The following is an 11,994-nucleotide window of genomic DNA, read 5'->3' as shown; positions in this document are numbered from 1 at the left end:
TTAAAAATTATTTGAGATTTTTAGGCATAAAAAAAGCGGCCTCCTGCGTGGAGCCGCTTGTTAAAAGGAGGCAAAAAAGGCTAAATGCCGAATACTGCCTGGAGGAAAGCCCCGGCAATCACCATAAAAAATGAAGCAAAGAACCAGGCGGCCACATCATTGGTTATCCGTTCTTTACCCATCTGCCAGTTATGATAAATCTTCACTGCGCCGACAATGCCGAATAGGCCGGCCAGCACCAGCGAAAAATCTACCGCAGAAAAGAACGAGGATGTAAGGTTTTGCTTTATCTGTTGCATTTCATCAATACCTGGCTGCGCATGAGCGGGAAATGGGATGAAAAGCAAGCTGGCTGGGGTAACCTTCAGATATTTCATAGTTAATAGCTTACCTGGCCTGTATATACGATGGATTCCTTTCGGGCCAGGCTGAATAGCTCCCTGATCAGGACACCACCGGAAGCAATGACCGCTGATCCTCCCTGACTATTTTCTGCCTTCGATCCGGTTATGGGTAATGAAATACTTTGTTCCTCCATGACTATCCGTTGTGGAGACTCAATCTCTGAAAACGTCAGTTCATTTACCCAACCCTGAGCATCAGGTTTATTTCCCGTGCGGAGGAAGTCAGTAAAAATAATGACCAGATAATAAATCGCGTATATGCAAGCGATCCAAAGAAAAAAATGTAACCAGTTCATAATTCCAATTGTTGAATATATTGTTTGATGATTATTTTAAGTTCCGGGTGCTGGTCAAATAGCTGCCGGACCGAATAGGCTACCAGCCTGGTAACTTCCACGCCTGTTGCCATTTTAAAGTAGTGCAGCATTTGGGCCGTTTGTACATCAAACCGGGCGTGCACCATACTTTTGTGACCAGAAATATCATAACCCCGGAGTAACTCAACGATTTCCGGCGCTTCAGCCTTGTTTTGTTTTTTCTTTACGGCGACCGGTTTCGGGGCCAGCTGGGCCTCGGGCTGATTAATTTTTCCACGGATCTGATCCGCCAGGGATTTAATTTCATTCATTAGTTATTTTTTAGGTATTGTTCGTAGATCTGTTTAAATACGGGCAAAATGACCGGATAGACAGAAAGCGGGGTCATCATGGTATTGGTACGTTGGAAATCGATCCGATCAGGTAAGGATTGGGTCAAGCTCCCGAATTTGGCCAACTGCGCGTCGACATCGGCTTGGGTTTCGTATTTGACATTCGCCTTAACCCGGTTTGGAACATAAACGATATTGACCTGCGGGTTAATTTTTGTTAGTACGACTGAGAATAATATGGTGGATTCAAAACTGAATTCATCATATGCAAAGGGGCAAATGACCAGGTCAGCAGATTGAAATACGGGGATCAGTCCATCATCATCCAGCTTACCCGGAAGATCTATTAAAATGATGTCCTGAGAATTACCTGTTAATACTTCCAACAGATCGGGATAATCCTCCAGCGCGGCCGCGATGACCTCGTAAGGCTCCTCATTTTCCAGCAACTTGGCTTTTTCGAATTTCTGGGCGATGGACTGCTGATAATCCATATCGATGACTGTGACTTTACATTTTTTGGCCAGAGTGAGGTAGTTTGCCAGCAATAAGGTAAGCGTGCTTTTCCCTGAGCCACCTTTTTGGTTCCCGATAATTATGATCATAAAATTTTGTTTAGTTTACCTGCTGTTGGTGCGCGCCTTTTTCTTTCGTCTCCGGTTACGACCATGAATGGCTTCATCATCGATATCTTCTGCTATCTGTATTGCTGCGATGGGTCGATTTATATTGATAATAGCGATTTCCGGCTCGGGCCTTAGCCCATAATATCGTTCCATTAACAAAGTGGCAGCCCCGTCTAATAATAAGCTAACCGGTATATACTGGTCAGCCTCCGGATCTGCAAGGTATAGTTCATCGCCATGAGGCATTACCTCAAGGCCTTGGTGACGCAGGCCTTGTTTGAGGTCAGGATAATTATTCAGTGCAGCCGAAAGCAATGCCCTGTAATATTCTCTGTTTGCCGTAAGTTCATAAGTTTCAGGAACGGGGGGCAACAGCTTAGATGGCATTTCCTGATCAACAACGCTCCTATCCTGCTGCATGGCCAGTAGTATTTTCATTGGCAATATGTCACTTCCTTTGTATACACCTTTTTCCGCATGATCTATGATTGAATAGCCGTAAGGTGGCTTGTCATCCTTAAAGTGAAAGATGAGTGCTATGCCATGCTTATCTTGCATGTAAGCAGCAAAATTCGATGTATACCCTTTCAAATTAATTTTATCTCTGCCGGCCGAACTGGAATTAACAGGCATTAATTTGGTATCATGTTCGGCACCATGTTTATAAAAAATGGCTTTTAACTGCTTTATTCTATCTGTATCAGGCTGATTCTGATGGATACGCTCATTGATCAGCATAAGTTTGATTTCATCCTGCAGGATGCCAGATTTGATAATTTGGAGATTTCCACCAGTTTCTTTTAATATATAACCAGCGCTTTCGAGGATCATTTTAAACTGAGCCCGGGTCTTAAACTGGTAGTTTAAGGCTTTTTGCACATCCAGGTTTATCCTTTGTTTTTCGTCTAATCCCAACACCTTGTTGAGATTTTGGATGGCCCGGATATTTTCAAAACCGCTGCTGATCTTTTTGCCATCTTTTCCTATCCTCGTTGAAACCAGGTGCACATGATTATTGCCGGTGTCATTGTGGTAAACGACCAGATAAGGCTGGTCGGCATAGCCCATCTGATGGAGCCATCGGATAGCAATCTCCGTCAGGGATGCTTTATCATAGGCTTTTCCTTTAGCCGAGATAACCGCATGAAACTGCGGTTTGGAAACCCTTTTATTTTGCGCCGAAACCATTTTAAGGTAATTCTTATAGTCCTCAGGCCTCAATGTTTCCAGCCCCTGCAACGGCCCGAATCCGGAGACCTTCATTAATTCCCCGCGCAGCTTTTCAATTTTATTGGTATTATAGCTTACGCCGGCAAAGGAAGCTGAGGAGGATAAGATCCGGACAACCATATATCGAGCGCATTTGGATCGTGATAGAAATAAACCTGATTGGTAATATCCAGATCAAAAGTATCCGGGTCTATCGGAACGGGATACCATCGAACAGGATACTCGATAGTCAGTGATAAAATACCACGCTATAAAATGATCTATGAACTAGATACAGAAGGATAGATGAGCTGGGTACTTTTTACCGAAGTATCAGGATAGCAATGAAACCCGGAACCAGATATAATGATTAATATATCGTGGTATTTCGTATCCAGCTCCTGATTATTCTGATACGACGTATCACGGTGATATGTATCCGGCTATTTCATCTCGTGATATTTAATACACTAACCACACCCCTCATCAATGTCCTCATATCCTTTTACCCACTTTAAAACACTTTTATCTTCACACCGCTGGTCAAGTCCATACCGGACGATCATTTTGGCTTGCCCCTGTTCATATCCCCGCCGCCAGTCCCTCCAGGAACTCCCGGGTAGATTGATCCTGGGCAGGAAAGGGTCCTGGCAGCCGCTGTTATATCGGTTAAAAGTCAGGATAAGATACCTGAGCAGAAAATAGGCAGCAATGGTAATGGCGACCGACGGGCCGGTTAATGTAATGTAAATCATAAGCTTATTTTTAAGAATCAATTATTTGCCTATATACCGGATGATCTTGCGTAAGGCCGCTTCCAATATTGTTTGATTGTCGATGTATTGGGAGAATAGTGTATTAAAGCGCTCTATTACCGCCGGTGACAAAGCAGATTTGAGTTGGAGTATATTAGCGTAGTGCGCCAGCTGGTTGATATTGTTACCAGCCCGCCCGAGTTCAGTACCTATACCATCCAGCAGCCGGATCAGTTCCCTGGCATTAATGATCGTCAGGGGTGCATTTTGCAAAAGCCTTGTCCTGACCAACTCCGTTTTACTGATACCTAATTGCTTTTCCAGTTCCAGGATGACCAGGTATTCATCTTCGCTAAAACGTGCGTCGATCTTCCTGCTTCGCTTCCCTGTTTCCAATTTCGGTCTGCCGGTTAATTTGTGTTTTCCTGGCATAGAGATAACGAGTTGCGAGTTATTGATATCCTTGATCGGTTGAGGTACGAAACGGGCAAGGCAAGATTCCGTTGGACGAGAAAACCGCTGAAGGCGTTTTTGTCGGACAAAAGGACATCTTGCCGCAATAAAAACCAAAATATAACCAGCTATCCGGTTATAAAATAGCTGGCTCAAATACGCCCACCTAGCTGAAGAAAGATTGTTCGGATGCCCGCCGGGGAACAGCAATTAAATAGTCATTATAATCATTATAGCCCCTGTATATTTCCGAGCGGTCGATGGTATGGGGTGAGCTGCGGATAAATTCGGCAGCTGCTTCCTGACCTGTCTTATCATGGTCAAAATAGATGGAAACGTCCTCAAAGTCAGCCGCCTTTTTTATAGCGGCTCTTAATAGCGCCGTCGTATTCAATACCAGGATATTGTCCATCGATGACGGATTGTCCATTTTCCAACTGAGGAAATTAATATAACCTTCAAAGACCTGAAGGTTAGCAGTATCACCAGGTATAAAAGAAATCGCCTTATGTCCAAGGCAACCCTTAAAATATTTATTCCTCACCTCCCAGCTACCTAACTCATTCTGCCAGCCTGCTGCAAAAAAATATTTGCGAACCTTTTTTTCGTCCTCCACAAAATAATAAACCTCTTTCAGGAGTCCATCCGCGGCTTTCAGAATCCCCCTACTTTCCAGATAACGACTTATCGCAGGATTATTACCCAGATCCTTTACAGATTCAACCCTGTAATGAGGAACCTTCAAAGCGTGCCTGCGTGTATTTATCCTGTTTAAATCCGGGTTAACCCGAAGTAAAGGAAGGTCGCAGGTAGATTTGATTTTACTGATGACATCCATGAAAGTCAAACCATTCCAATATAGCAAGGCAAAATCAATGATGTTTCCGCCTTTACCCAAACCGTGGTCATACCATACGCCAAGCGTGTCATTTACCGCGAAAGATGGCTTGGTATCCGAGTCGCGCAGCATACTCAGGTAAATATCCTCTTTTCCTGATTTGCGTATGGGGTGAAAACCAAGCCTGGCCAACAGGTCCACGATAGAGACTTGCTCTTTCAGGTCTTTCACTTCCGAGAGATTATCCATAATTAAATTTTAAATGTTAAATATTTTGTTTCAGTCAGCTGAAACTGCGTTTTCTTTTATAATTAGTATTCTATATACTATTGGCCGAAATAGCCGACATCAGACCTATAAATCCCCGCATACAGGTCATTCCCAATGGCCGAAATAGCCGACATGGAACGGTTTATATCAAAACACCGGACATCGGAGCCAATTAGTTCGACATCAGGGTCGAAAAAGGCGACATTATTACCGAAACACCAGACATCAAAATCTAAAAACCCGACATCCGCTCCGAATTACCCGACATCATTTCCGAACTATCCGACATCTAACAGCGGTTTGAGAAAATTGCCGGATCGTATTAAACTTTGCGCCTGCGTCTGATTGAGGTTGATTTGAAAAGCTATATAATACGAATGAACCAAAACCTGCGATTTTGAAATTAAATCACTTTCCATGTCTGCTAACCAAAATTGGAATGGATCGTCATCTATAATAACGTAGGCTGTTTTTTTGCTATCAAACACCGTCTTTAATCCGGACAATAAACGGTAATAAAAGGAATGTTCCATTTGAAGTTTGTACCTGGATTTGTCTGGTCTAAATTCGAGCCTGACCATGTAATTCGTGTTGAACCTATCCTGGGTAAATTGAAAGTCGAATAAGAATTTCCCGGTTTCCCTGATATAGGCGAGCATCCTGGAGAGGTTTTGCTTTTTATGGGAGGGTTTAATATCAAAGATATCCGCTATCCGGCAAAGCCTGTCCAGCGGAATAAGCGTTTCGTTGTCCGTACCGGTAGAAAGGAGGATATGTTTTAATTTGGACAGGTAGATCAGTAATTGTTTGCGACTGTCGCCGCCCCTCCCTTTTCCGACCAGCCGATAGCTTAATGTATCAATCGTGTAATACCTGCTTAGAAAACCATGGAGCAAATCATCTGAAAGCCGGACATCATAGATCTTTTGTTCTTTGCTGCTCCGGTTAAAATTGAGCTTCAGGTCTTTTAGAATGGAAAAGCTTTGCATTTGGATATTGCCGCTCTCCGCCCTGATTTCATAACCAGACGAAAAGATAATATTACGTTCCATCATAGTATACAAGGCGTAATCAAATACCGTTTTAAATTCATAACCTGCTATCATCGGCGGTAACGATTTCCCGGTAAGAAAGTCAGGGTGTATTACCGCGAGATCCTGGCGGGTTCTTCCGGTTTCCTGGCAAAATTGCTGGAGGGTAAAACGTGTGTAACCAAAGAGATCTGTTTTCAGTTGCCTTGTGATAAAAACTATAAAATCCTGAACTATCCCCGCCTGGCCGCCAAAAGAACGTTTAATGTCTTTCATGTTATCAGCGACTGCCCTGTCAATTCGGCTAATGATCTTTGGATCCATAAAATTGGGTTTACAAAAAAGGGGGCAAAAGCCCCCTTTGAATATTGACCATAGCAGGTCGTCCTATTTAAATTTTTAATTAATCGGGCTTACTCACGTCAGTTTCTACAAACCGGGTCCTCACCTGCCTTTGCGCTTTCAGTTATTGATATCATCTCACCTTCACAAAATTTCCTGTTATACACAGGATAATGCTTTTGCCCACCATGTCAAAGAACCCGTGGAAAGGCAAAGCCCGGCCACCCCTACCCGCGAAAAGCAGGTAAGCATTTAAAAACCAGATAATTAAACCAGGATTTTAATTCATAGCATTAATTCTAAATTGATTGTCAGGCCGGGCGTAACGGAGTGAGTTGAGCGAACTCCCCGGGTATACATGCGGGGTAGAAGAAAGAAAAAACGGTAATACCTGATTTCCGACGTTTTGGCGGCTGGCTTTGGTTTTATATACATCCTCTGTTTCATCGTTTTGACCACTCCACTGCGACATTGCCGGCGGCTGACGAAACAAAGGTTGGCACTTGCGGAATTTTTGTTTCACAAGCACCAACCGGAGCACTAAAGATTTTTTTATTTACCCGTGTTTGGAGCGCGTATACGGGGTACATTTTGGGGTTTGTAGGCATCCCCTTCCTCAATATGCTTCAACAATGCATCCCGCATCTGATCCAAAAATTTTGTCTTGCTGATGGATTTACGGCTCTTAATCTCAGAGAACCGCCGGTAGTACCTGTTAAGGTTAACCTGCAGTGTCTGTTCAAGCCAATCAATAATATCCGATATATCAACATCTCCATTATTGATTTGCATTGTATCATATAAGCCATAGGCCAACTCGACAAGGTTACTCTTATCACCTGTCCATTTGAGTTCTCTTCCTTTTTTGCTCACCGTTATAGCTTGATTTCCTCCGCCAGGCTGACGTAAACGATCCAAAACATAAGCCTGAAGCTTCTCGTAGGCCATAAACTTGGAATAAAGATGGTCGCATGCTGTAGAAAACTGCGGGTCAGGTTCCTGTTGCTCCGTAACAAGTAGTCCTTGCGGCTGACCGCCACGCAAAAAGTATAAATGGTCAAGTTCTGAGGCATCCAGCTGATAATACTGAAACAAAAATCTGTATTGGTAGAAAAAGCGATCAATAAATGCCAGTTCCCTTGTGAAATATTGCTGAATCGCTTCCTCATCGCCTAATGGCACCGCGCTGTCTATGGTATAACGTTCTAAGGCAAAAATCTTTTCAGCGAAAAATTTTGGCTTTTCGTATTTAAAGAACCTAACTTCTTCATCCTGGTCAATAAATGGATTGAGGTGGAGATAATCCTTTAAACCGTCCAATGCAGTTTTAATTACGAATAGAGAACCCTGTAATTTTTTAACCGACAGATCTCCGATCTCGTTAAATAGTTCCAATTCTTCCATCATTTCATGATAGCTTTTTTGAGCAAATTGAATAATCATAGGTGTAGAGATTTTAAATAAATAATTGAGAAACCCGGGAAGTCCGGCCATAAGCCCGTAATAATGGTAGACGGGGCTCTAAAAACCTGAAGCATAGTGGATCGTATCCCGGTATAACTTCGGGACATTCATAAGCAACATTGATTTTAATTAAAATTGATAGTCAAACTTCTATGAGCAGTTAAATCGTGACCATAGAAAAGAGAGTATTATTGCTACCTTATTTGCAATGAACTTACCCCATCGTAACAAGCCTGGTAAGCCTGTATAACCCTTGGTACGATCATGGTATTATAAACGGAAAGGATACTGACTGCAAGAAAAAGCATGCCTTCTTTGTAGGTAGTCAAAAAGTTGTGGATGCTAACACCTAAAACGAGAATAACCAATAAGTTTCCGGTTCCCTGGATAATCAGGTTCATCCGGTTTATTGAATTAGCGTTTGAAACTGAGCTTTGTTCGTAAGAAAGGTAATAGTTTTGATGCTTAATGATCAAATCAGGCTTAAGTTCAGCAACATTTTCCGTGGAGATGTCATCCATTTCAGTTTTGATCTTTTTTACTGCATTGTGAAAGCATTTCTCATTATCCTGTATGGCTAAACTTATTTTCGGAAGCATCAAGCTAGAAAGCAATACGACAATTACGAGGTATAAAAGATTGATCAATGCAACGAGGGGAAAATAATAAAAGAGCATCCCAATAATTATCATCAGTAAAACTCCGTCGGTGAGTACAACTGACAAGAGCGCATTTATTGCTGATTGTAATTTTACAACCTGATTAAAAGCATTATCTATATTGTATACATAACCATGGTTCAATAATCTGTTTAATTTTCTAAACATAAAATACCGGGAGAAATCTGTTAGAAAGCAGGTAAGCAGCCTTTGTCTCAGGAAGCCCAATACCGTCCTGAAAATACTAATTATCAGGAACATCGCGAGGCTGGCCATCATCTCCATTTTAGGAGAGTTTGTTTTACCTGATTCAAAGCACTTTTGTAAAAACAAAGATGTGCCTATTCCAATAAATGAAATTATAATTCCAAGGAGAGGAACGCTCATTAAAAGCGGAACTGATATGGCGTTATCAAGTAGCGCCACACTTTTCAATACCCTTTTTATATGTTTGGCCGGTTTTAGCCCTTCCAAATATAAGGCAGCATTACTTTTCCATATTTCCGACAGATGGGTTTCCGTTATAAACTTCAGGTCATCAGCAGGGTCACCAACCAGGTACTCGTAGCCACTACCTTTTTTCCTGGCACCATAAAATACAATGAAGTGACCTGCATTCTCCCCGTTAATTACGTAAAGTATGCATGGTACGGTAAGTGCCCTTAAATAAGTTACCTCTAATTCTACACATTTGGCCTGAAGACCAAATTCTATAGCGAGATGCTTCAAAGAAAGTAATGAAACTCCTGTTGCGCATAACCGGAGATTTTTCAACCGGTAAATTCCCGATGCGTCCAAGCCAGCATAATAAAGGATAGATTCAAGGCAGGCAATTCCGCAATCATTTTGCCCTTCCTGTTTTACAAAGGTATTTTTAATATAAAAATGGTTAAATTTCATATGGGGGAATTTTATTCATCTAAAAGATCTTGAGAATAGTGGTATGGGAGTTTTAACTCGCCGGAGAAATTGCCACTGTATAAAAGGTAACTAGAACCGTCCAAAATAGGAAAGCCGGCAGGTAACTGGACAAAATGATTTGAAGGTTCCGATCAAAGTTTGTTTTAAGGCAAAACCTGAGAAAAGCTGCCAGCGTAAACCAATACATTATCTCAAAAATATTAAGATTTTGGAACAGGTAAACCCAGGTAGTACCCCGGTAATTCAGGAGTGATAATACAGAACCCGGATAGAAGTAGATCCATTCGGAGAGCTGACCAGTAGGTATACCATTCTGAAAATACCATATCTTGAAAACGGCTGGTATAAAGAACACAAACTCTGCAGAAATCACTGCTTTCAAAACCTGTAGGTAGGCTGCTTTTAACTTAAACAGATAGAAGCCGGTATGGATAATCAAGGCGATAAGGAAGAACTTCGCTATCATATATAAAGTGGTAAACAAGTAAACCCATTTGTGAATTTGCTGGTAAATCAGCAGGTTTTGCTCCGGTAAAGCGCCAAAGGATTGATCGCTTTGCGCATAGAAACCCGGCGTTAAAATTAATTTGTCTGTAATTTTTATTAATATTATTGCAATTAAAATATAACCAGCAAATAAATAAAGAATTGATAGAGAGAATTTTGCTTTCATGATATAAGGATTTATTCAAAAGTCCCCCTATATAAGGCCATATCCTAAAAGCAAAAACTATAAATTATCAGTTATAGTTTTTGTATATTAAGGAAATATTATTTATGGCCAAAGGTTTATTCTTCGCTTATCACGAGATTTTTCGTACCAGTTATCTACTATTTGCAGCAATGCTCATCGTAAGCGTTTTAGCATTGGTTAAAAAAAAACTCATAGCCAACCTTGCCCTTCATCCTTATAGCATTGTTAATGAAAAAGAATATTACCGGCTGTTAACATCAGACCTTGTCCATAATGATTTGCTTCATCTTTTTATTAACAGTTACATGTACCTGGTATTTTGTGTCGCGCTGGAAAACCAGCTGATAGCACAGGGCATTATTGGTGAAATTAAGTTTTTAGCAATATATGGGAGTAGTCTGCTGGCAGGTGGACTGTTTATCACGGTCAGGCATTACCGTGATCTCAGTTATAGTAATGTAGGGGCTTCGGGAACAATTATGGGTTGTATGTTCAGTTGTATGATATTAAACCCTAAAATGACTTTGCTTTTCATTCCAGGGATAGGTGGAATAAACAACATGTACAGCGTTTTGATATATATGGTATTTCTGGCAATGTATAGTAAGCGGACCGGAGCGGTCAACCAGGAGTTACATTTCGCTGGCGCAGTGGGTGGAATATTAGCTACGCTGCTTTTACGCAGCAATTTTTTTAAATAACCGGGGTATAACCCCGGTTATTCGTTTACCAAATGCCAAGACAGGCTGGCCCGGTTGCAGCAACTGCTGCACCGATGACGGCTCCTACCCCGCCGAACAGTCCTCCAAAAGAGGCTGAAAAGCCTATTGATGCTGCACACTGGTTTAGACCGCCCTCCAGTTCGTTGGCTTTTTCGTCTGCTAATTCTTTCATTTCTTGAACCTTAAAATTGTTACTTCCCAATGGCAGGAATTAATCTAAAGGTCATTTTTCAAGATTCAGGAAGCTAAAAGCAGGAATTATAAGTTACAACTATTAATTTTAGGTTAACAAAATAATAATTTTATAACATGGCGCCAATTGGAGAAAATATCAGGATTCAACGCACGATAAAAGGTTATAGTCAGCAATACATGGCGTATGCATTGGATATTTCCCAAGCCGCATACTCTAAAATGGAGCGTAATGAAACAGAGTTAAGCATCAGAAGGGTATTTGCGATCGCCGAAATCTTAGAGATATCACCTTATGTATTGATGCCAAAGCCAAAATTCGGTACCAGCATAGATCTCAGAAACTTCCTTCATACCATTTATAAGATCCGCCGGCTCTGGAATAAAAACATTTCGCGAAAAATTAGTTTGTTACTGGTTACCACAGGGACATTATTAAATTAATAATCTAATAATTTACAACTTGTAGTTATAGCGATTCATTGTTTCATTTAGGAATTTCGCCATCCAATCAAATGCCTAAAGAAACAAAATGGATTACCTGTCCTATGAAAAACGGCTGAACTACGTTTTGGAACTGATCCAGAAAAAAAGATTCAGGTCCGTGGAGGATACTGCCTTAAAATTTGGCTGCAGCACAAGAACCGTCAAAAGGATGCTTTCCCACCTCCGGGAAAAGGGTTATGATGTGCGTTACGACCGGCTTGAAAAAAAATATTATATCTATCTACCAGAGTGACATTTTCTGTCTTAATGACGACGGTA

The 11,994-nt window shown here is 41.4% G+C and carries 16 protein-coding genes; 3 read left to right on the top strand and 13 right to left on the bottom strand.

Annotated features, from left to right (window positions below):
• Positions 1 to 80 precede the first annotated feature (80 nt).
• From BMX56_RS11555 to BMX56_RS11495, 12 genes are all read right to left on the bottom strand, one after another.
• The gene (locus BMX56_RS11555; protein ID WP_090646742.1) at positions 81 to 377 is read right to left on the bottom strand and encodes a DUF4134 family protein; all 297 of its coding nucleotides are present in this window, start codon (positions 375 to 377) and stop codon (positions 81 to 83) included.
• A gap of 2 nt (positions 378 to 379) precedes the next feature.
• Positions 380 to 700: a hypothetical protein gene (locus tag BMX56_RS11550; protein ID WP_090646740.1), complete on the bottom strand. Its 321-nt coding sequence runs from the start codon at positions 698 to 700 to the stop codon at positions 380 to 382.
• Positions 697 to 1,032, bottom strand: coding sequence for a hypothetical protein (locus tag BMX56_RS11545; RefSeq protein ID WP_090646737.1), 336 nt, complete (start codon positions 1,030 to 1,032; stop codon positions 697 to 699). Before BMX56_RS11545 ends, BMX56_RS11550 begins: the two co-directional genes overlap by 4 nt.
• A complete protein-coding gene (locus BMX56_RS11540; RefSeq protein ID WP_090646733.1) occupies positions 1,032 to 1,658 on the bottom strand; it encodes a ParA family protein in 627 nt (208 codons plus the stop codon). The genes BMX56_RS11545 and BMX56_RS11540 overlap by 1 nt, the downstream gene beginning before the upstream one ends.
• A gap of 15 nt (positions 1,659 to 1,673) precedes the next feature.
• Complete coding sequence (locus BMX56_RS11535; protein WP_090646728.1) at positions 1,674 to 3,029, bottom strand: relaxase/mobilization nuclease domain-containing protein; 1,356 nt, start codon at positions 3,027 to 3,029, stop codon at positions 1,674 to 1,676.
• 329 nt (positions 3,030 to 3,358) lie between these two features.
• A complete protein-coding gene (locus BMX56_RS11530) occupies positions 3,359 to 3,643 on the bottom strand; it encodes a hypothetical protein (RefSeq protein WP_090646725.1) in 285 nt (94 codons plus the stop codon).
• 21 nt (positions 3,644 to 3,664) lie between these two features.
• Positions 3,665 to 4,075 (bottom strand): plasmid mobilization protein, encoded by a 411-nt coding sequence (gene mobC / locus BMX56_RS11525; RefSeq protein WP_090647981.1) that lies wholly within the window; start codon positions 4,073 to 4,075, stop codon positions 3,665 to 3,667.
• A 187-nt stretch (positions 4,076 to 4,262) separates the two neighbouring features.
• Positions 4,263 to 5,183 carry a toprim domain-containing protein gene (locus BMX56_RS11520; protein ID WP_090646721.1) on the bottom strand — a complete coding sequence of 307 codons (921 nt, stop codon included), beginning with the start codon at positions 5,181 to 5,183 and terminating at the stop codon, positions 4,263 to 4,265.
• A 299-nt stretch (positions 5,184 to 5,482) separates the two neighbouring features.
• Positions 5,483 to 6,559 carry a hypothetical protein gene (locus BMX56_RS11515; protein WP_090646718.1) on the bottom strand — a complete coding sequence of 359 codons (1,077 nt, stop codon included), beginning with the start codon at positions 6,557 to 6,559 and terminating at the stop codon, positions 5,483 to 5,485.
• A gap of 570 nt (positions 6,560 to 7,129) precedes the next feature.
• Positions 7,130 to 8,071: an RteC domain-containing protein gene (locus BMX56_RS11505; protein WP_090646711.1), complete on the bottom strand. Its 942-nt coding sequence runs from the start codon at positions 8,069 to 8,071 to the stop codon at positions 7,130 to 7,132.
• 164 nt (positions 8,072 to 8,235) lie between these two features.
• A complete protein-coding gene (locus BMX56_RS11500) occupies positions 8,236 to 9,600 on the bottom strand; it encodes a cysteine peptidase family C39 domain-containing protein (protein WP_090646705.1) in 1,365 nt (454 codons plus the stop codon).
• 52 nt (positions 9,601 to 9,652) lie between these two features.
• On the bottom strand, positions 9,653 to 10,294 hold the full coding sequence (locus tag BMX56_RS11495) for a hypothetical protein (RefSeq protein WP_090646700.1): 642 nt from the start codon (positions 10,292 to 10,294) through the stop codon (positions 9,653 to 9,655).
• Positions 10,295 to 10,398: 104 nt separating this feature from the next.
• Between BMX56_RS11495 and BMX56_RS11490 the strand changes: the two genes are divergently transcribed.
• Entirely contained in the window at positions 10,399 to 11,016 is a 618-nt protein-coding gene (locus BMX56_RS11490; protein ID WP_090646697.1) for a rhomboid family intramembrane serine protease, read from the top strand.
• A gap of 25 nt (positions 11,017 to 11,041) precedes the next feature.
• Here the strand turns inward: BMX56_RS11490 and BMX56_RS30145 are convergent, their stop codons facing one another.
• A complete protein-coding gene (locus tag BMX56_RS30145) occupies positions 11,042 to 11,239 on the bottom strand; it encodes a hypothetical protein (RefSeq protein ID WP_090646692.1) in 198 nt (65 codons plus the stop codon).
• A 107-nt stretch (positions 11,240 to 11,346) separates the two neighbouring features.
• Here BMX56_RS30145 and BMX56_RS11480 point away from each other — a divergent pair, with 107 nt between their 5' ends.
• Together BMX56_RS11480 and BMX56_RS30675 are read left to right on the top strand one after the other, a co-directional pair.
• Positions 11,347 to 11,673 carry a helix-turn-helix domain-containing protein gene (locus BMX56_RS11480; RefSeq protein WP_090646687.1) on the top strand — a complete coding sequence of 109 codons (327 nt, stop codon included), beginning with the start codon at positions 11,347 to 11,349 and terminating at the stop codon, positions 11,671 to 11,673.
• A gap of 88 nt (positions 11,674 to 11,761) precedes the next feature.
• Positions 11,762 to 11,968 carry an HTH domain-containing protein gene (locus BMX56_RS30675; protein ID WP_090646684.1) on the top strand — a complete coding sequence of 69 codons (207 nt, stop codon included), beginning with the start codon at positions 11,762 to 11,764 and terminating at the stop codon, positions 11,966 to 11,968.
• Positions 11,969 to 11,994 lie beyond the last annotated feature (26 nt).

The organism is Mucilaginibacter sp. OK283 (assembly GCF_900110415.1).
Taxonomy (GTDB): domain Bacteria; phylum Bacteroidota; class Bacteroidia; order Sphingobacteriales; family Sphingobacteriaceae; genus Mucilaginibacter.
Note: the sequence above shows the minus strand (reverse complement) of the source record. Positions and strands in the feature narration are given on the sequence as shown.

Bases quoted from the DNA above. Each gene is read 5' to 3' on its own strand.
- BMX56_RS11555 (WP_090646742.1), bottom strand. From the start codon at position 377: ATGAAATATCTGAAGGTTACCCCAGCCAGCTTGCTTTTCATCCCATTT.
- BMX56_RS11550 (WP_090646740.1), bottom strand. From the start codon at position 700: ATGAACTGGTTACATTTTTTTCTTTGGATCGCTTGCATATACGCGATT.
- BMX56_RS11545 (WP_090646737.1), bottom strand. From the start codon at position 1,032: ATGAATGAAATTAAATCCCTGGCGGATCAGATCCGTGGAAAAATTAAT.
- BMX56_RS11540 (WP_090646733.1), bottom strand. From the start codon at position 1,658: ATGATCATAATTATCGGGAACCAAAAAGGTGGCTCAGGGAAAAGCACG.
- BMX56_RS11535 (WP_090646728.1), bottom strand. From the start codon at position 3,029: ATGGTTGTCCGGATCTTATCCTCCTCAGCTTCCTTTGCCGGCGTAAGC.
- BMX56_RS11530 (WP_090646725.1), bottom strand. From the start codon at position 3,643: ATGATTTACATTACATTAACCGGCCCGTCGGTCGCCATTACCATTGCT.
- mobC (WP_090647981.1), bottom strand. From the start codon at position 4,075: ATGCCAGGAAAACACAAATTAACCGGCAGACCGAAATTGGAAACAGGG.
- BMX56_RS11520 (WP_090646721.1), bottom strand. From the start codon at position 5,183: ATGGATAATCTCTCGGAAGTGAAAGACCTGAAAGAGCAAGTCTCTATC.
- BMX56_RS11515 (WP_090646718.1), bottom strand. From the start codon at position 6,559: ATGGATCCAAAGATCATTAGCCGAATTGACAGGGCAGTCGCTGATAAC.
- BMX56_RS11505 (WP_090646711.1), bottom strand. From the start codon at position 8,071: ATGGCCGGACTTCCCGGGTTTCTCAATTATTTATTTAAAATCTCTACA.
- BMX56_RS11500 (WP_090646705.1), bottom strand. From the start codon at position 9,600: ATGAAATTTAACCATTTTTATATTAAAAATACCTTTGTAAAACAGGAA.
- BMX56_RS11495 (WP_090646700.1), bottom strand. From the start codon at position 10,294: ATGAAAGCAAAATTCTCTCTATCAATTCTTTATTTATTTGCTGGTTAT.
- BMX56_RS11490 (WP_090646697.1), top strand. From the start codon at position 10,399: ATGGCCAAAGGTTTATTCTTCGCTTATCACGAGATTTTTCGTACCAGT.
- BMX56_RS11480 (WP_090646687.1), top strand. From the start codon at position 11,347: ATGGCGCCAATTGGAGAAAATATCAGGATTCAACGCACGATAAAAGGT.
- BMX56_RS30675 (WP_090646684.1), top strand. From the start codon at position 11,762: ATGGATTACCTGTCCTATGAAAAACGGCTGAACTACGTTTTGGAACTG.